The following is a 19,021-nucleotide window of genomic DNA, read 5'->3' on the forward strand; positions in this document are numbered from 1 at the left end:
CTCGCGGCGACCTGCCGCCGTGGACGGCGTTCGCTCTCGATCCAGCTCGCGCGTCGGGCCTCGACGCCGGGCCGCTCGACCTCCGACCGCGACCAGGATCGAACCATGGCTGCACCCGGAACGACCGGTGCGAGGAGCGAGGCTGGGGCCGCGGGGCTCGGGAGCCTATTCTCCTGTGCCCCGCGACCCGCCATGGACCGCCCCGCCACATCCGACGATCTCCTCGTGCGCATCGCCGCTGGCGACCGGTCCGCCGTCGAGACCTGCCTCGCGCGCTACGGCGCTCTGGTCTGGTCGGTGGTGAAGAGCGTCATCGGCGACCGCGACCTGGCCGAGGACGCGGTGCAGGAAGCCTTCGTCGACCTGTGGCTGAAAGCCGCGCGGTTCGACCCTTCCAAGTCGAGCGAGGCCGGCTTCGTGGCGCTGGTCGCCCGCCGCCGCGCCATCGATGCCGTGCGACGGCGCGCCCGCCGCACCCGCGACGTGGGTCAGGAGGACCCGAACGTGGTGGCGGTCGAGCACGAGGGCCACGCCGGCGTCGACCGCGACGACGAGGTCGAGCTCGTGTACTCGGTGCTCGCCGAACTGCGCCCCGAACAACAGCGGGTGCTGCGCCTGTCCCTGCTCGACGGCCTGTCCCACAGCCAGATCTCCGAACACACCGGCATGCCGCTCGGCACGGTCAAGACCCATGCGCGCCGCGGACTGTCGCAGGCGCGCGAGATCCTCGAGAGCCGCCGCGCCGCACCGGGCGCAGGAGGTCGAGCATGAGCGCTTCGAACGACGAGCACATGGCGCGCCTCGAGGAACTGCTCGCGGAGCTCGAACTGGGTCGTCTCGACGACGCGGGCCGGGATGAACTCGATGCGCTGCTGCTCGAGATGGAGGGCGCGGATCCGTCGTTCGACGCGGACGCGGAACTCGAATCCGTGGCCGAGGCGATCGCACTGACCCATGCAGCGCTGGCCACCGGCGGTCGCGAGCCCGAGCCGCTGCCCGAACACCTCGAGGCGCGTCTGCTCGCCCAGGCCGGGCGTCACTTCGGATGGAGCGGTTCGAGCGACGCCGTGACTCCCGCCCCGCGAGCGAACGCTCCCGCGCGCGTCGACGCCACCCGTGGCGGCCCGACGCCCTTGTTCGCGCGTCTCGGATGGATCGCGGCCGCGGCCGCCGCGCTGGCGCTCGTGTACGTGCTCGGCACCGCCGACGCGTCGACCGATGCCAACGTGTCCTTCGACGAGTTCGTGGCGCGCGTGGACGACGAGGTCGTCGTCGACTGGACCCCCACCGCGGATCCCCTCGGCGAAGGCGTGAGCGGCAAGGTGGTCTGGAGCGCGAGCGCCCAGTCCGGCGTGATGCGCTTCGAAGGGCTCGACGTGAACGACCCCACCGAGCACCAGTACCAGCTGTGGATCATCGACGCCACGCGCGAGGGCGAGAACCCCGTCGACGGCGGCGTGTTCGACTGCACCGAGGACGGCGTGATCGAGGTCCCGATCGACGCGAAGCTCCCCGTCGGCGCACCGGCGGCGTTCGCCATCACGCTCGAGAAGCCGGGCGGCGTGGTCGTGTCGAAGCAGGAGCACCTGTTCCTGCTGGCGGCCGTCGGTTCCTGAGCGGCGCGCGCCGTCAGCGATCCGCGAAGGGGCGCTCGCGGTGTGATTCGCTCTCTCGGGGCACGGTCTCCCCTGGTGTCGGCAGCGTCCCGCACGGGCGCGCTCTTGCGTCAGGCCTCCTTCGAGACCCGAGAGCCCGGTCCCCATGGAAGAGGGGGCGAGTCGTCGGCGCGCCTTGCATCGCACCCCGAACGGAACGCCGAAGTGCCTCGACGGAGCGACTCACACCACTAGAGCTCGACCCGCAGGGTCACGACCTGGAACGGTCGCAGCTCGACCTCGGTCGCCCTCGCCGTGTGCTCGACGCGCTCGCGCGGACGCGGACGTTCGAGTAGGTCGACCGCTGCGACGGACTCCACGTCGACGTTCCAGTCGACGCGCACGCGCCCGCGGGCTCCGGCGCGTTCGACGAGCCGGACGACGACCGCGCTGCCGTCCCAACTGGGCGCGACGGCGGCGATCTGAACGCGCGCCGCCCCGCGAACGGTCGTGCAACGCAGCGGCGCGAACGTCGTCGGTGCGAAGGCCGCGGCGCTGTCGCTCGCGCTCGCGCCCCGAGCCGTCCGTTCGAGCCCCGCGAGCGGTACCGCCGTCCATCCCAGCGGCGCCGTCTCCGCGCGCGCGAGCACACCGGCTTCGCGCCAATCACCGTGGTGAGGCACGAGCTGGAAGTGCACGCGGTGGCGGCGACCGGCGCGCGCCTCGGTCCGGTCGGCCGTGGCGTCGGGCCAGGACGCGGAGCGCAACAGGGACACACCGATCTGGCTCCCGCCGCGCGCGAGCACCTCGAGCGACGCTCCGTAACGCGTGTCGTTGACCACCGACAGTCCGCGACCGGGCTCGGCCACGTCGACGAACCGCTGGATCGGCACCTCGAACGCCATCCGTTCGGTCGCGTCGTTGGCCGTCAGCGGTCGCGCCAGGTGACCGAACGGGACCTCGCAGTCCGCCGTCCGCGCGCGCACGAGGGCCGGGAACAACGCGCGCAGCCAACGGCGTTCTTCGCGCCAGTCGATCTCGTAGCGCAGGTGCACGGCCGGATCGCCCGCTTCGAGCCAGACGCGCGTGACGACGTGACTCCTGGCACCGCACGGGCGCTCGCACTCGAAGCCCACGCTGGCCGGACCGAGGTCCACCGCGCGCCACTGCACCGGCTCGTCCCCCACGACCGGCTGCGCCACCGCGAGCGACTCCGAGTCGACGTTCCAGGCCTCCCACTGCAGCGGACGGTCGTCGTGCAGCACGAGTTCGCCCAGCGCGCGGTCCGGTGCCACGAACTCGTCGCCTTCACCGCGCACGAGTGAGCGGATCGCGCCGTCCGGACTCAGCTCGACGCGGGTCCGCACGCCGTCGACCTCGATCGCGAGCCGCGGCGCACCGTCGGCGGCGAAGTCGGCCAGCGGACGCGCGACGTGCTCGGGCAGCGCCGCGGCCGCGTCCACGAGCCGATAGCCGAACGCCGGGACGTCGGTGGCCCAGACGCCGCGCGCCGGTTCACCGAACCAACCGCTGCGCGGAACGCTCGACAGGTTCACGGCCAGCGTCGGGCGCTCGCAGGCCGCCGTGTTCTCGTCGCTCGCGTCGAAACGCGACGCCAGCCGCTCAGCCAGCGCACCGGCGAGGCGCAGCCAACCGGCGTCGAGGCGTTCGTGGTCGGCGCGGGCCTCGCGCGCCACGTCGGCGGTGCACGAACCGGGCAGGATGTCGTGGAACTGCAGCAACAGCACCGTCGACCAGTCGGCGCGCAGACTGGTTCCGAGGCGCTCGCGCGCGTCGGCGTCCAGACCCAGCGGCCAGGTCGCGACGGCGGCCTCGAGTCCGCGCAGCCACTGCTCGGCGCGCGCGTTGCCGCGCTTCAAGGCGCTGTGCGTCGTGTAGGTGCCGCGGTGGTTCTCGATGGACAGCTCGCCGTCGATCACCGGCAGCGGCGTGCCCTCGTCGGCCAGTTCGTCGGCGCGTTCGTGGAAGTCGCGGGCGAACGCGTGCGCGCCGTCGAAGCGCACCTGCGGCAGGCCCTCGGCGTCCTGGGAACAGCGCGCGCGCCAGATCTGCTCCTGCGTGGGGCCGCCGCCGCCGTCGCCGTGTCCGAAGGGCTGCAGCCAGATCCCCACGTCCACGCGATCGCGTTCGGCGAGGACGCGTTCGCCGCGCCGCAGCTCGAGCGGCGTGTTCGTGGCGTTGTAGTCCTGACCGGGCGTGACGTGCGCGCGCAGTTCGGAGCCGTCGAGGCCGCGCCAGGTGAAGTGGCTGTACGGGAAGTCCTCGCGTTCGCTCCACCACAGCTTGTTCGTGACGAACGTGTCGAGACCCGCCAGGCGCGCCAACTGCGGCCACGCGGCGCAGAACCCGAACGTGTCCGGCAGGTACAGCATGCGTTGGTCCGCCACCTCGCCGAAGCGCGAGCGCAGCCACAGCGACCCGAACGCGAGCTGCCGGCACATGGACTCGCCCGACGGCAGGTGTCCGTCCGGCTCGACCCAGGTCGCAGCGTGCAGTTCGACGCGGCCCTGTGCGATGCGCTCCGAGACGCGCGCGAACAGTTCGGGGCTGTCGTCCTCGAGCCACGCCAACTGCTGGGGCTGCGAAGCCAGGAAGCGGAAGTCGCCGTCGCGCTCCATGAGCTCGAGCGCGTTGGCCCAGGTCCGCAGCGACTTCTCACGCGTGCGCGCCGTGGTCCACAGCCAGGCCGTGTCGAGGTGTGCGTGTCCGATCGCGTAGCACAGGGTCGCCGACGGTTGCGCACCGCGTCCGAGCGCCTCGCGCACGATCGCGATCGCGGTGAACGCGCGCTCACCGGGCGCCGCCGGATCGAGGACCGTCCGTGCGCGTTCGATGGCACGGCGCAGGCGGTTCGCGCGCGGGCTCGCGTCGCCCAGTTCGGCCACGAGTCCCGCCGCGAAACGCAGCGTGGTCGCGAGTTCGCGCACCGTCTCGTCGACGCGCACGAGCTCGGCCTTCTCGAGGCGTCCGGGGCGGCGCTCGCTCCAACGCGAGTGGGTCTCGGGAGCGTCCCACCAGAACGTCGCGACGCCGAGCGGGTGGTTGCAGTGCGCCTCGACGTAGAGGTCGATCGCGCTGCCCGCGTGGCCGAACGACCCGAGCGGCGCCAGGTCGCGATTGGGGTCGAAGCCGTGGACCGGCACCCCGTTCCTCCAGAGCGTGGCCTCGGTCCCGCAGTCGAAGCGCAGGTGGACCGTGGATCCGGCGAAGCGCTCGGGCAGGTGTGCGCGCAGCCTGAACCAACAGCTCGACCAGACCGGCCCGAAGCGCCAGCCGAGCTCGACGTCCGCGAACGCGCCGTCCAGGTGCTCGTGGTCGCCGTGATCGCCCCGCAGGCCCGCGACGCGCGCGGCCTCGGCGTCGACGCGCTCCTCCGGCTGCCAGGCGGCGACCGCGAGCGGAAGCCGATCCGCGAAGATCGCCGGGTCGAGGACCTGGGCGACGAAGACCTCGGTGCGCTGGCGCGTGCGTTCGGCGTCGGTGACCATCGACGCAGTATCCGGTCCGGGGCGCGCGAGGAACAGACGCGCCCGCGGAACGGAGCCTCGTCGGCGCGCGCCCCTCGCGCGCCCGGTGGCGTAGTCTGTGGGGCCGACGCGGGCCCCACATGCAGAACACTCCCACGCCCGACGCCCCGGACCCCGTTGCTGTGGGCTCGACCGGCGCGCCGCCCAAAGGTGCCGAGGAGAGCGACCAGCGCAACGGCGGCCGACCGAACGGCGGCCGACCGGATGACGGCGCGTTCGGGCGGATCGCACCCGCTCTGGCCGCGCTCGCGATCGTGGGCACCGTGGGCTGGTGGGCGTTCGCGATCCTCGATCCGTGGGTCGCGGCCGGACGCTTCCCGCGCGCCTACGAGTGGACCAGCGGCTGGCCGCTCGCCTTCGCGGCGTCGACGGGCGTCGGCCTGGTGGCGGGCCTGGTGCGTCGCTCGAACCCCGCTGCGCTGGCCGCAGGACTCGTGGTTGGCGCGTTCTCGGCCATGGTCGCCGCCGGACTGCCGTCCTTCTCGAGCAACGCGACCTACGGCGACGGTCCGTTCCTCATGCCGGTCTACGCGATCGCGATCGCGGTGCTCGCGATCTACGTCCCGGCCGGACCGCGGTCGCACCCGCCGACCCACAGGATCCTGGCCGCGGCGCTGATCCTGTGCACGGCCAATACCCTGCCCTTCGCGCGCGACACGTCGACGCCCGTGGCGCTGCTCGTCTGCCTCGTGGCGCTCGCGCTCCTCGGTTCACAGCGGCAGAGCGCTGCACTCCTACCGCCCGCACCGGGCGCCGACCGCACGACTCGCGCGGTCTGGTACGCGGGCCTCGCGCTGATCGCGTGGGTCGCACTCGCCGCTGCGTTCGGCGACAGCGTCCCGCGCGGCACGATCAAGCTCCAGTCGGTCGTGGCGGGCGCGCTCCTGTGCTACGCGCTCGCGACGCGGTTGCGGCCCTCCGACGTCGGCCGCGTCCTCACCGTACTCGTCGCAGGCGTCGGCATCGTGGTCGTCTCGGGCCTCCTGTCCGAACTCGACGTGGCGCGCGACGAGGGCTGGCCGCGGGTCCTCGCGTCGCGTCTGCGGCTCTTCGGTGCGCATCCCAACCAGATCGGTCCGGCCTTCGCAGGCGGAGCGCTGCTGTGCGGAACGCTCGCGCTCCTGTCGATCGAGGGCGAGTCGATGCTGCGCGGCGTGCTGCGGCGCGGGCTCCTCCTGGTCCTGGCCGGTGCCTGCGTGGTGCTCGTGTGGCGCGCGCAGTCGGAAGCCAGTTCGGCCGGTGTGGTCGTCGGCGCCGCCGTCGCCCTGTGGAGCGTGTTCGGTCCGTTGCCGCGTCGCGTCGGGCGCATCGCGATCGCCGTCGTCGCGCTCGCGATCGTCGGTCTGGGGCTGTGGGCCACACCCCTCGCGGACCCGGCGCGCGAGTGGCTGCAGGCGCGCGCGCTCGAGCCGAACTCCGCCATCGGTCAGCGCTACCACTACTGGAAGATGTCGAGCGCGGCGATCGCCGACCACCCGCTCTTCGGCGTCGGACCGGGCCAGTACTACATGCACGCGCGGTACGCCGAACCGAGCTACTACGACGGCACGAACCAGTCCTTCCACCCCCACAACCTCCTGTTCGCGGTGGCCGAAGGATCCGGTCTGCCTTCGCTCGCGTTCCTCCTGGTCCTCGTCGGTGGCCTGCTCGAGTTCGCGCGCCGCGCCCTGCTCGGACTGACGCGCGGACGGCGCGCCCTGATCGCGGCGCCGCTCGCACTGACCGTCGGGACGCTGTCGACGAACCTCTTGGACCTGGGACAGGTGCAGCCGACCTACCTGCCGCTCCACCTGTGGATCACGCTGGGGCTGTGCGCGACGCTGGCGAACGTGACCGGGCCCGGCGCCACGGCGCGAAGTGGTTCGCCGGCCGGGTCCGCCGCACACCGGACCCCGTCGCGAACGATGAATCGCATCGGCCGCACCGCCCTCGTCGTCGCGTTGGTCGGCTTCGGCCTCCTGCCGATCGCCGCGGACGGACTGATCCACTCGGGACGCCTGATGGCGTTCACCGCGAAGCAGATGCGCGCGGGCTACGACCGGATCGCGTTGGGACGCACGCTCTATCCGCCCCATCCGCAGGCGTACTACTACGAGGTCAACCTCCTCGGCCAGCTGAACGCCTCCGCGGACGAGATCCTCGAAGCGCGCCGCGCGGAGGCCCGCCGCACGCCGGGTGACGCGCAGGGTTGGTTGATGCTCGCCGCTCCGCTCCTGCGCCGCGGCTACTTCGACGAGGGCGCAAGGGTGATCGAGCGCGTTCTGGAACTGGACCCGCACGGCCCCGACGTGGGCAAGGCGCAGATGCTGCGCGCCTGGGTCGAGATGTACGAAGGACGCGAGGAGGACGCTCGCGAGTCGCTCTTCCAGGCGCTCGTGAACCAGTCGACCGACTGGGGCCTCCTGCCGAACGAACAGCGCAGAGTCGAGGACTCGCCGATCCGCAGCGCGCGACGCATCGTGTTCATGGTGCGCTCGCGGGACGAAGTGATGGTCCAGATCGAGCTCGACGACATCGTCGAACGACTCGGTGAGTACGCCATCTCGTCGATCGAGACGGATCCCTACCTGGCCCGCCGCAGCCTCCTGGCCCTGTTCACGGCCTACGACGGTCTCGACCGACCCGATCGCGCGCTGTACTGGATCGAACGCTACACCGCGCGCGTCGAATCGGTCTTCCCGTCGATCCGCAAGCTCGAGTGGGTCGTCCTGGACCGTCTGGGAATGGACGAGCGAGCCGCAGCCGTCGTCGACACCATCGACCCGTCGCTGCGCGAGCTCTTCGCCGACACGACTCTGTCGACCCAGGTCACGCGCGACCCGCGCCGACGCGCGCGCGTGACCCAGGAGGAGATGGATCGGATCCTCTCGGCGGTCTCGGAGCTGGACGTCTTCGAGGACGCGGCGTCGCCGACGCCCAGGCTCGAGCTCTCGGTGGCCTACCACGCAGCGATGGGCGACTGGGATCGCGCGCTGGCCGACGCGCGCCGCACCCTGCGCTGCTACGACGAGAACAACCCCAGGCGGAACGCGTCGGAGAAGATCCTGACGTCGCACTTCGTCGACCGCGGCGCTCCGGCCCTGGTGATCCTGCGGTACATGGCCGACACGATCAGCCTGCAGGACGTGGCCGAGCGGCGCTCGGGGGGCAAGAACCGGATGCTCGACGCGATCGCGGGACACATCTACACCTACTGGCTGCCGAGCGACGGCAACGTGGTCGATCGCGCGCGCGAACTCCTCGGTGGCACGGGGCCGGCCGGCGACGGACTCGTCGAGCGACTCGAGCGCCTGTACCGCGCCGACCACGGCGACTCGTGATGCTCGCGGTGCACGCCCCCGCCCCCGTTCGATGCTGATCTCGCGCCGCAACCTGGGCATCGGTCTCGGCGCCGTGGCCGCGGGCTACGCGCTGTGGCCGCGGCGCGCGCGCTGGGAACAGGACGTTCCCGCCGGCCGCGTCGCGCTGCGCTACTGGGAGAAGTGGACCGGCGAGGAGGGCGCGGCGATGCAGCGCGTCGTCGACCGCTTCAACGCGAGTCAGGACCGCATCTTCGTCGTGCGCCTCCCTGTGGCCGAGACGTACTCGAAGGCCATGGTCGCGATCGGTGGAGGCGACCCGCCCGATCTGGTCGGCCTGTTCAGCTGGAACGTGCCGTACTTCGCGCAGAGCGGCGCGCTCCTTCCGCTCGACGGTCTCGACCAGGCCGCCTACCCGCGGGCCATCTGGGAGTTGTTGTGCCACGAGGGCCGCGCGTGGGTCGGCGTGAACACGTGCTACTCGCTCGCGCTCTACTCGAACCGCGCGCACCTGGCCGAGGTCGGTGCCGATCCGGAGCGCCCGCCGCGCACGTTGACCGAGTTGGACGCCGTCGCGGAGCGTCTCGTGCGGCGCGACGCACGCGGTCGCCTCGAACGCGCGGGCTTCCTGCAGGCGGTCCCGAACTGGTGGCCGTACCTGTGGCCGCTCGCGACCGGCGGGCGACTGTTCGACGACGCGACGCACAGGGTCACGTGCGACACGGACGCGTGCGTCGCCGCCTACGAGTGGGTCTCGGCCACCGCGCAGCGGCACGGGCGGCTCGACTCGCAGGGCTTCGCGCGCGGGTTCGACCGCTCGAACCTCTCGGCGGCCGACCCCTTCCTCTCGGGGCAGGTCTCGATGATCGTGCAGGGACCCTGGATGGCCAACGTCGCGCGTTCGAAGGCGCCCGACGTCGACTACGTCGTGTCGCCCATGCCCGTGGCGGAGAGCGTCTACGACCCCGAGCGCCCCCAGGGCCTGCTCGAGGCCGACGTGATCGGAATTCCGCGCGGCTGCCCCCATCCCGAAGAGGCCCTCGAGTTCCTGGCCTTCACACAGCGGCCCGACGTGCAGGCGCAGCTCTGCTCGGACCACTGCAAGCCGTCGCCGCTGGTCGAACGGCCCGCAGACTTCGAGGCGAACCACCCGAACCCGTACGTCGACGTGCACGAGCGCATCGTGCGCAGTCCGGCCGCTGCGGTACTGCCGCGGCACCGGGCCTGGAAGTCGTACTCGGACCTGTTGGTGCCGGCCTTCGAGCGCATCTGGACCGGCGCTGATCCGCGCACCGAACTGGCCGGTGTGGCCGCACGCGCGCAGGGACTCGTGGACCGTTCGGACGCCGCGCACCGCGCACGCGAGGCACGCGGTTGAGCGCGCGCGGCGAACTGCGCACGGGCCTCGTGTGGACCGCGCCCTTCTGGATCGGATTCGCCCTGTTCACGGCGGTCCCCGTCGCGCTGTCGATCCGCTACGGCTTCACGCAGTACGACCTGATCGAGGACCCGCTGCCCGTGGGCGGCGCGAACTACGCCGAGATCGCGCACGATCCGGTGTTCTGGACGGCGCTGCGCAACACGGGCATCTTCGCGGCCTGTTCGGTGACGCTGAACACGGTCGTGGCGCTCGCGCTGGCGCTGCTGCTCGAACAGAAGCTGCGCGGACGCGAACTCGTGCGGGCGCTCGTCTTCGCGCCGACCCTCGTGCCGATCAGCGCGGTGGCCGTGGGTTGGCTGTGGTTGCTCAAGCGCGACGACGGCCTCGTCAACACGGCGCTCGGCGCGCTCGGCGTCGCGGGACCGGACTGGCTCGGCGATGCGGACTGGGCGCTCGCGACCCTGGTCCTGATGAGCGGTTGGATCGTCGGCGCCCAGGTCATGGTGTTCACGGCCGCCCTGCGCGACGTCCCCAAGAGCCTCCTCGAGGCGGCGGCCGTCGACGGGGCGACCGCCTGGTCGCGGCTGTGGCGGATCACGCTGCCGACGATCTCGCCGGCCGTCGCCTTCAACGTCATCGTCTCGGCGATCTGGGCGCTGCAGGTCTTCGCGCTGCCCTTGATCATGACGCGCGGCGGGCCGCAGAACTCGACGCTCGTGCTGTCGATGTACGTCTATCAGAACGCGTTCCAGTACGGCCGGATGGGCTACGCGTCGGCTCTGGCGTGGATCCAGTTCGCCTTGACGTGCGCCCTGACGATCGCCGCCGTGCGCTTCGCCAGAAGGCGCGTCCACACCCGCGTCGGAGCGGCCGGATGAGCGCGCGCACGCGACCGGTCCGGGCCGCCGTGACCTACACGCTGCTCGTCGCCTGCGCCTGCGCCTGGGCGGCGCCGTTCGTGTGGATGTTGTCCACGTCGATCAAGCCGGAGTCCCAGGCCCTCGACCCCGGCGTCGGCCTCCTACCGAACCTCGGCGGGACCGGCTTCTTCGGCAGTCTGCGAGCACTCGCCGACCAGATCGCGGTGAACTACGGCGGCGTGCTCGAGAGCGAGTCGGCGGACTTCCCCACCTACTACCGCAACTCGATCGTCGTCGCCCTCGCGTCGGCGTCGCTGATGACGATCTCGAGCGCCTTCGTCGCGTACGGCTTCGCGCGCGTGCGCTGGCCCGGTCGCGAGGTCGCCTTCGCCGTGGTCCTCGGGACGATGATGGTGCCGTTCACCGTGGTGATGGCGCCGCAGTACCTCTTGTTCAAGGAGCTGGGCCTGATCGGGACGCTGCTGCCGCTGTGGCTGCCGAGCGCGTTCGCCGGCGCGTTCAGCGTCTTCCTCCTGCGCCAGTTCTTCATGGGCCTGCCGCCCGAACTCGACGAGGCGGCGCGCATCGACGGCTGCGGGCACTTCGGAATCTTCTGGCGCGTGGTGCTGCCGAACTCGACGCCGGCGCTGGCGGCCGTGTTCCTGCTGCAGTTCGTCGCGGCCTGGAACGACTTCGTCGGACCACTGGTGTTCCTGAACCACCAAGAGCAGTACACGCTCGCGCTGGGACTGCAGATGTACCAGTCGAGTCACGGCGGCACGCCCTGGAGCCTGTTGATGGCAGCCTGTGTCCTGACCATCCTGCCGGTGCTCCTGGTCTTCGCGCTCTTCCAGCGCGCGTTCACCGAATCGGTCGCCACGCGCGGTCTGAAGGGCTGACTCCGAAGGGCTGGTTCCGAAGAGACGAGTTCGAAGCCATGAACGACACGACCGATTCGAACACCATCGGCACCAGCTGCGGCAGCGCCGGCGCCTGTGCCACGCCGGACGAGGCCGAGCGCGCGGCGAAGCGCACGCTGTGGCTGCTGCTCGTCCCCGCGCTGGCCTGGGTCTGGTCGCTGGCCCACGATCCGCTCGCGGGCGTGCTGAACCGGGAGGGCGCGGACTTCGATCTCGGCGTGGCGCTCACGGATCTCGAGGTCCTCGCCGCCGAACCGCGCTATCCCGGCCTGCCGGGACACGCGGCGGGTCTCCGCTACCTCGAGGGTCGCCTGAACGAGCACGGCCACGCCGTCGAGCGCATGGAGTTCCGGCACCTCTCCCAGGAACTGACCAATCTCGTCGCCGTGTCGCCGGGGACCGACAGCACCGGGACGACCGTGCTGATGGCGCACCACGACAGCAAGCTCGACTGCCCGGGCGCGAGCGACGACGGCGCGGGCACGGTCTGCGCGCTGCAGATCTTCTCGACCCTGGCGGGCGAAGGGCATCGCAACGACCTCTTGTTGCTGCTCACCGACGGCGAGGAGCTGAACCTCTTGGGCGCGAGCGCCTTCGTCGAGCGCGATCCGCGCTTGGCCGACGTGCGCGCGGTCGTGAACCTCGAGTCGCTCGGCAACGCCGGACCGGCGTGGCTGTTCGAGACGGGGCCGGAGGACGGACGCTGGATCGCCGACTTCGCGCGCTCCGCACCGAACGCCATCGGATCGTCGTTCGCGGAGCCCGCCTACCGCACGCTGATGCGGCACCGGAACACGGACTTCACGCGCTTTCGCGACCGGGGCGTCGGCGGCTTCAACTTCGCCAACCTGTGGGGCACGTCCGCGAACCACCGGCCGTTCGACTCGTTCGAGAACCTCGATCCGGCGACGCTCGCGCACCTCGGCGACAGCGGACTGGCCGCGACGCGCGTCGTCGCGAATGCCGACCTCGCCGCCGAACCACAGCCCGGCCCGGTGTTCTTCCTGGTGCCGGGCATCGGGATGGTGACGATCGCGCCACTGGCGGCGCGGCTCCTCAGCGGTCTCGCGATCCTGCTGGCGCTGGTGGTGGTCGTGCGCGACGTACGGCGTCCGCGCGGACTCGTCGACAGCGCGAAGGGCCTGGGCGTCGGACTGCTTGCCTTCGTCGCGGCCGTGGCGGCCGGCGTCGGTGCGGTGTACGCGACGCGTTTCGGTGCGGGCCTCGTGCCGATCGATCACGATCCGGTCGGGAACGCGCTCAGCGTGCGGTTCTTCGCGGGTGGTGTCGTCCTGCTCGCGGCCGGCCTGTTCGCCTGGCTGTTCGGTGCGTCGCGTGCGCGCGCGGGCGTGCTGGTCCTGCCGTGGGCCGCGCTGCTCGTGGTGTTCGAGCTGCTCTTCCCCGCCGCCGCACACGCCGTGTCCCTGCCGCTGTTCGTCGTCGCCCTGGCCGCGCTCACGCCGGCGAGTCTGCGCGTGCCAGCGGCACTCTGCGCCTCGGCGTTGGCGGTGATGCTGACCGCGCCGCTCCTGCAGACCCTGCCCCAGGTGGTCGGTTTCGCGCCCTGGACGGCGGCACTGGCGGCCGCGGTTCCGGGCGCGGGCCTGGCGGCGTTGACGCTGGTCCTGTTCGATCCGGCGTTCACAGAGCGCCCGCGCATCGGACGCGAGATCATGCTCGTCGGCGTCCTCGTCCTGTGCGTCTGGTCCGTCGGCGACGTGTCGGGATGGTGATCCGATGACGCCCTACGATCCGCTCGCGCCGCGTCCCGACTACGAGCGCGACCTCGCGCCGCCCCAGCCCGCGCGGCACTACCTCTGTCGCCGCGCGAGCGAGCGCATCGCGATCGACGGCGACCTCTCGAAGCCCGCGTGGGACGCCGCGCCGTGGACCGACCTGTTCGTCGACATCGAGGGCGATCTGCGTCCGCGCCCGCCGCTCGCCACGCGCGCGAAGTTGTTGTGGGACGACGAGCGGCTGTACGTCGCGGCGGAGATGGAGGAGCCCGATCTGTGGGCGACCTTGACCGAGCGCGACTCGGTCATCTTCCACGACGACGACTTCGAGGTCTTCCTCGATCCGTCGTGCGCGGGTCGCAACTACTACGAGTTCGAGATCAACGCGCTCGGCACCGTCTGGGACCTGGTGCTGCGCCAGCCCTATCGCCTGGGTGGACAGGCGGACTCGGTCTGGAGGATCGCTGGCCTCGAGACCGCCGTGCGCCTCGACGGGTCGCTCAACGATCCCACGACGCGCGACGGCGGTTGGACCGTCGAGATCGCCATGCCGTTCGCCGCCTTCGACGTGCACACCGACCGTCCCGGCCCGCCGCGCCCCGGCGACCGCTGGGGCCTCAACTTCAGTCGCGTGGACTGGGACCTCGAGGTGCGCGGCGGCGCCTACCGCAAGATCGAGGGACGCCCGGAGCACAACTGGGTCTGGTCGCCCCAGGGCGTCGTCGACATGCACCTGCCGTTGCGCTGGGGCACGCTGGAGTTCGAGGGCTGAGCGGTTCGTCGCCCGCTGCGCGACGGGTTCGGCTCCGAAGCGCGAACCGGGCGGTCGGGGGCGCTACCCTGGCCCTCCGCACGGCTCAGTCGCGCCGTTCGGCCCACGCACCATGACCACCCCCATCGATCGCCGTTCCGTCCTCGCCGCGGGCCTCGCCGCCAGCGCTGCCGCCGCACTCGGGCGCCGCTCGGACGCCGCACCCGCTGCCACCTCCGCGTCCACCCGCCCGCCGCTCGACGGACCCGTCGCGATCGCGTCGGGCAACGGGCTGAAGACCGTCGAACTCGCCGTCGAACGCATGCGCGCGGGAACCGATCCCGCGGACGCGATCGTCGAGGGCGTCGGACTGGTCGAGGCCGATCCGAACGACATGAGCGTCGGCTACGGCGGCCTGCCGAACGCGGACGGCGTCGTGCAACTCGACTCCTCGGTCATGCACGGACCGACGCACCGCGCGGGCGCCGTGGCCTGCATCGAGGGGATCATGCACCCGGCCCAGGTGGCGCTCGCGGTGCTCAAGCAGACCGACCACGTGATGCTCGTCGGCGAGGGGGCGACGCGCTTCGCCCGCGAGCTCGGCTTCCCGGTGCAGGACCTTCTGACCGATCGCGCGCGCCAGGCCTGGTTGCGGTGGCGCGCCAGCCTCAACCCGAACGACGACTACCTCGACCCGGACCAGCAGATCCACAGCGACGGCGAGAAGGAGATTCCCTACACGACCGGCACGATCCACTGCTCGGCCGTCGACGCGAGCGGGCGCCTGGCCGGCTGCACGACGACGAGCGGACTCTCCTACAAGATCCCGGGGCGCGTCGGCGACTCCCCCATCGTCGGCGCGGGCATGTACACCGACGGCCAGATCGGTTCGGCCGGTGCGACCGGGCGCGGCGAAGCGGTGATCCAGGTCTGCGGCGCGTTCAGCGCGGTGCGCGAGATGGAGAACGGCGCCACACCGACCGAAGCCTGTCTGTCCGTCCTGAAGCGCATCGCGGACCGCACGACCCGCCCGCACCTGCTCGACGAGAACGGACGGCCCAACTTCGACGTCGTCATGTACGCCGTGCGCAAGGACGGTGCCTACGGCTCGGCCAGCATGTTCGGCAACCGCGAGTTCGCCGTGTGCGACGCCCGCGGTGCCCGCCTCGAACGCACGGCGGGACTGTTCGAACGTTGAGTGCACCCAAGGTCCGCCGCGCCGGACGTACCGAGATCGACCTGTCCCAGCGCATCGCCGCGGCGGACGAGTTGGACCTCGTGGGAACGGCCGAGCTCGGCGCCGTCCAGCGCGGATCGACACTCGTCGCGCCCGCGGACGCTGCGTGGACGCTGCGCCGCCTGTCGACGAGCAGTGCCGACGCACCGGCGACGTTCGAGCCCACACCGGCCAGCGTGCCGGGCTGCGTCCACATCGACCTGGAGCGCGCGGGGCTGATCGAACCGCTCGAGCTCACCGGCGACGGGCCGCACGTCGACTGGATCGGCCGCAGCGCCTGGAGCTACGAGCGACGCTTCACCGTCGACGCGCAGACAGCCGCTGCTTCGCTGCTCGAGCTCGTGTTCCACGGACTGCAGGGAGCAGCGCTCGTGGTGCTCGACGGCGTGGAGCTCGGCCCCTGCGAGAACCAGTTCCGGCGCTTCGTCTTCGACGTCACCGGTCTGACCGCCGGCGAGCACACCCTCGAGGTGCGCTTTCGCGACACGTTCGAGTGGCTCGCCGAACGCGAGCGCGCGACCGGTCGCACGCTCCCCGGCTGGGGCGTCGGACAGGACAAGGACCACACGGGGGCGTGGCTGCGCGCGAGCCCCGTCATGTTCGGCTGGGACTTCGCACCGCGCGCGGTGACGTGCGGCCTCTGGCGCGACGTCCAACTGGTCGCGACGACCGGTCCGCGGCTCGCGAACGTCCGCGTCGGTCAGCAGCACCGCCGCAACGGCTCGGTGCGCGTGCGCGTGGACGCCGAGGTGCAGGCCGTCGGCGACGCTGCGAGCGCAGCCCGGCTGCGAGCGGTGCTCGTGCTGGACGGCGTTCGCGTGGCCCACGCCAGTGCGCCGCTCGACGGAGCGCGCGGCGGCATCGGACTCGACGTCACCGCGCCTGCTCTGTGGTGGCCGAACAACGAGGGCGATCAACGGCTCTACGACCTGTGGGTCGAGACGCGCGACGCGTCGGGCGTCGTCCTCGACCGTCAGCACCGCCGCATCGGTCTGCGCACGATCGAGCTCGTCTGCCGTCCGGACCGCGACGGCGAGTCGTTCCGCTTCCGCGTCAACGGTCGCGACCTGTTCGTGCGCGGGGCGAACATCGTTCCGCAGACCCTGTTCGACGCGCGCAGCGACGAGGCCGGCGTCTGGAAGTTGGTCGGCGACGCGCAGCGCTCGAACCTGAACATGCTGCGGGTCTGGGGCGGCGGCCCCTACGGCAGCGAGGAGTTCTACGACGAGTGCGACGAGCGCGGGATCCTCGTCTGGCAGGACCTGCCGTTCTCGTGCTGCACCTACCCGACGTTCGACGAGGACTTCCGCGCCAACGTCGAGATCGAGGTGCGCGAGCAGTGCCGTCGTCTCCACTCGCGGCCGTCGCTCGCGCTCATCTGCGGCAACAACGAGCTCGAGAACGGGCTCTGCGCGGACACGTGGGACGACGCGCACATGAGCTGGCACGACTACGGGCTGTTGTTCGACCAACAGCTCCCGCGCGTGATCGCGGAGAACGCGCCGCAGACCGCCTGGTGGCCCGGGAGTCCGCACACGCCGGCCGGTGAACGCGCCCAGTTCAACGACCCGCGCTCGGGCGACGCGCACCTGTGGGACGTGTGGCACGGCGAACAGCCCTTCGAGTGGTACCTCACGAGCACGCACCGCTTCGTCAGCGAGTTCGGCTTCCAGAGTCCGCCCGACCCCACGCGCCTGCGCCGGCTCGTCGGCGAGGACCTCGCGCCCACTGCGCCGCGGGTCGCCCACCGCCAACGCGCGAAGGACGGCGACGCGCGCATCGATCGCTATCTCGCGCGGGAAGGCGTGGACGTGTCGAAGCTCGATCCCGTCCGCCGCGCGCACCTCGCGCGGATCCTGCAGGCGCGCGGCATGCAGCTCGCGATCGAACACTGGCGCCGCAGCTGGCCGCGCTGTGGCGGTTTCCTGCTCTGGCAGCTGAACGAACCGTGGCTCGCGCCCAGCTGGTCCGCGTTCGACGCCGAGGACGCCGAGAAGCCGCTCGGCGACTTCCTGGGCGACATGTGCGCGCCGCGCATCGTCTCGATCCGCGTCGGTCCGGACGCCACCGGCGAGCGCACGGTCGTGTCGGGTCACTGGATCGACCAGGGCGACCCCACCGAGCGCGCGGTCGTCGAGGACACCGAGCGGCGCCTCAACTGGGCGGCGCGCGTGTACCGCCTCGACGCCGGTCCGGACGACGACGAGCTGGACGAGATCGAAGGCGAACAGGTGCTCGAGCGCGGCACGAACCTTCTGTTCGAGCGCGACCTCGACCAGTGGATCGGGAGTCTCGGACTCACGCGCGGTCAGTGCGAGATCGAGGTCGAGGCCACGACCAGCGCCGGCCACTGGGACGACGATGCCGTCGTGCCCGCGCCGCTCGGTGACTGGCAGATCGAGGACCCGAAGCTCGAGATCCTCGGCGTGCGGCGCGACGACGCGATCGCCGAGTGGTTCGTCGTCGAGGTCCGCGTCCACGCCACGGCCTGGTTCTGTTCGATCCACCACCCGGCCTTCGTGGTGGCGTCCCGTTCACCCCTCGACATGCTCGAGGCCGGCGGCGTCGAGGAGATTCGAATCGAGGTGGAAGGCACGCGTTCGGCCGAGCGCTTGGCGAAGGGCCTCGAGGTCCTGACCCTCTGGGACCTTCTGGGCCGCTCCTGAGCGCTGGCGCGCGTGGTGCGACGCGCTGCACCGAGGAGGTGCGACGCCGGGTGCCCGAGGCAGTCCCAGTCGCAGCAGCGTCGCCAGCACGTCGCGTCGTCGCGGCGCAGCAGGTCCGTGCCCCAGCAGACCGCGGCACACCACTAGGATGGGCGACGTGCGCAGGACTTGCCGCGCGCACCCGGAACGCAGACGGAGGACTCTTCCATGAATCGCATCGCTCACGTCGTCGTCGCCCGCTCCCTCGCCCTCTGCCTCGCCGTCGGTGTCACGCTGGGTGGCGCCGCGCTGCCGGTCGGGGGTGCGTTCGCCCAAGGCACGGGGCCATCGGGTTCCGCACAGCCGGCCGGACCCGCGGCGCCGGCTGCACCGGTCGCGCCGCAACCGGGCCCGCTGGCCGCCGCGGGCGACATCGTCTTCACCGGCACGCTGTCGAAGGCCACGCTTCCGAGCTTCTGCCAGGAAGAGACCCACTACATCCGCTGCACCGGTCCCTTCCCGGGTCAGGAAGCCGGCTCGGTGCTGGTGAAGAGCACCACGCTCGACCTCGACCAATTCATCGGCGTCCCGATGCGCTTCACGTGCGTGGCCGCGGGCGTCACCTGCCTGATCTACGACATCACGGACGCCACGCCGGCGACGTCGTACCTGACCTGGTGTGGCACGCCGGCACCCGGCTGTCCCGTACGCTTCCGCGTCGGACCGACGGGCGTGCTCGGGGTCTACGCGCTGTTCGTCAGCGCCGCGCCGGGCTTCGTGCCGCTCGACCCGATCACCGGCACCGCGTTCCTCTCGCAGCCCGTCATCCTGGTCGCGTCCGGCACGACGTTCGGTGCGACGGCGGCGGTCGACCTCGCGATCCCGAGCGATCCGTCCTGGGTCGGAACGCGCCTGTGGTTCCAAGGTGTGCGCGCGGACGTGGGGCCGGTGGGTCCGCTCGAGGCCACCGATCCCGCCTGCTTCACCGTGCTGCCGAGCACCGTGCCCTGTTTCCTGCCCGGCTGTTGAGCGACGGGTGCGGGGCGGCG

General features: G+C 71.7%; 12 protein-coding genes. 11 read left to right on the top strand and 1 reads right to left on the bottom strand.

Annotated features, from left to right (window positions below; genetic code table 11):
* Positions 1 to 225 precede the first annotated feature (225 nt).
* Together Pla163_RS19040 and Pla163_RS12385 are read left to right on the top strand one after the other, a co-directional pair.
* A complete protein-coding gene (locus Pla163_RS19040; protein ID WP_419185882.1) occupies positions 226 to 771 on the top strand; it encodes an RNA polymerase sigma factor in 546 nt (181 codons plus the stop codon).
* Positions 768 to 1,616: an anti-sigma factor gene (locus Pla163_RS12385; RefSeq protein WP_145188702.1), complete on the top strand. Its 849-nt coding sequence runs from the start codon at positions 768 to 770 to the stop codon at positions 1,614 to 1,616. The genes Pla163_RS19040 and Pla163_RS12385 overlap by 4 nt, the downstream gene beginning before the upstream one ends.
* 230 nt (positions 1,617 to 1,846) lie before the next feature.
* Here Pla163_RS12385 and Pla163_RS12390 read toward each other — a convergent pair whose 3' ends face one another.
* Complete coding sequence (locus tag Pla163_RS12390) at positions 1,847 to 5,104, bottom strand: alpha-mannosidase (protein ID WP_145188705.1); 3,258 nt, start codon at positions 5,102 to 5,104, stop codon at positions 1,847 to 1,849.
* Between the two features lie 119 nt (positions 5,105 to 5,223).
* On the opposite strand from Pla163_RS12390, the gene Pla163_RS12395 reads away from it, so the two are divergent.
* The 9 genes from Pla163_RS12395 to Pla163_RS12435 all read left to right on the top strand — a co-directional run bounded on the left by Pla163_RS12395 (position 5,224) and on the right by Pla163_RS12435 (position 19,001).
* Positions 5,224 to 8,463: an O-antigen ligase family protein gene (locus tag Pla163_RS12395; protein WP_145188708.1), complete on the top strand. Its 3,240-nt coding sequence runs from the start codon at positions 5,224 to 5,226 to the stop codon at positions 8,461 to 8,463.
* 31 nt (positions 8,464 to 8,494) lie between these two features.
* Entirely contained in the window at positions 8,495 to 9,820 is a 1,326-nt protein-coding gene (locus tag Pla163_RS12400) for an extracellular solute-binding protein (protein WP_145188711.1), read from the top strand.
* Complete coding sequence (locus Pla163_RS12405; RefSeq protein WP_145188714.1) at positions 9,817 to 10,701, top strand: carbohydrate ABC transporter permease; 885 nt, start codon at positions 9,817 to 9,819, stop codon at positions 10,699 to 10,701. Before Pla163_RS12400 ends, Pla163_RS12405 begins: the two co-directional genes overlap by 4 nt.
* Positions 10,698 to 11,582 (top strand): carbohydrate ABC transporter permease, encoded by an 885-nt coding sequence (locus Pla163_RS12410; protein ID WP_145188718.1) that lies wholly within the window; start codon positions 10,698 to 10,700, stop codon positions 11,580 to 11,582. The genes Pla163_RS12405 and Pla163_RS12410 overlap by 4 nt, the downstream gene beginning before the upstream one ends.
* Before the next feature lie 38 nt (positions 11,583 to 11,620).
* A complete protein-coding gene (locus Pla163_RS12415) occupies positions 11,621 to 13,336 on the top strand; it encodes a M28 family peptidase (protein WP_145188721.1) in 1,716 nt (571 codons plus the stop codon).
* Positions 13,337 to 13,340: 4 nt separating this feature from the next.
* Positions 13,341 to 14,111 carry a carbohydrate-binding family 9-like protein gene (locus Pla163_RS12420; protein ID WP_145188724.1) on the top strand — a complete coding sequence of 257 codons (771 nt, stop codon included), beginning with the start codon at positions 13,341 to 13,343 and terminating at the stop codon, positions 14,109 to 14,111.
* Between the two features lie 112 nt (positions 14,112 to 14,223).
* Positions 14,224 to 15,288 (top strand): glycosylasparaginase, encoded by a 1,065-nt coding sequence (locus tag Pla163_RS12425; protein WP_145188727.1) that lies wholly within the window; start codon positions 14,224 to 14,226, stop codon positions 15,286 to 15,288.
* Complete coding sequence (locus Pla163_RS12430; RefSeq protein WP_145188730.1) at positions 15,285 to 17,993, top strand: glycoside hydrolase family 2 protein; 2,709 nt, start codon at positions 15,285 to 15,287, stop codon at positions 17,991 to 17,993. The genes Pla163_RS12425 and Pla163_RS12430 overlap by 4 nt, the downstream gene beginning before the upstream one ends.
* Positions 17,994 to 18,200: 207 nt before the next feature.
* Positions 18,201 to 19,001: a hypothetical protein gene (locus tag Pla163_RS12435; protein ID WP_145188733.1), complete on the top strand. Its 801-nt coding sequence runs from the start codon at positions 18,201 to 18,203 to the stop codon at positions 18,999 to 19,001.
* Positions 19,002 to 19,021: the final 20 nt, after the last annotated feature.

Source organism: Rohdeia mirabilis (assembly GCA_007750655.1).
Taxonomy (GTDB): domain Bacteria; phylum Planctomycetota; class UBA1135; order UBA1135.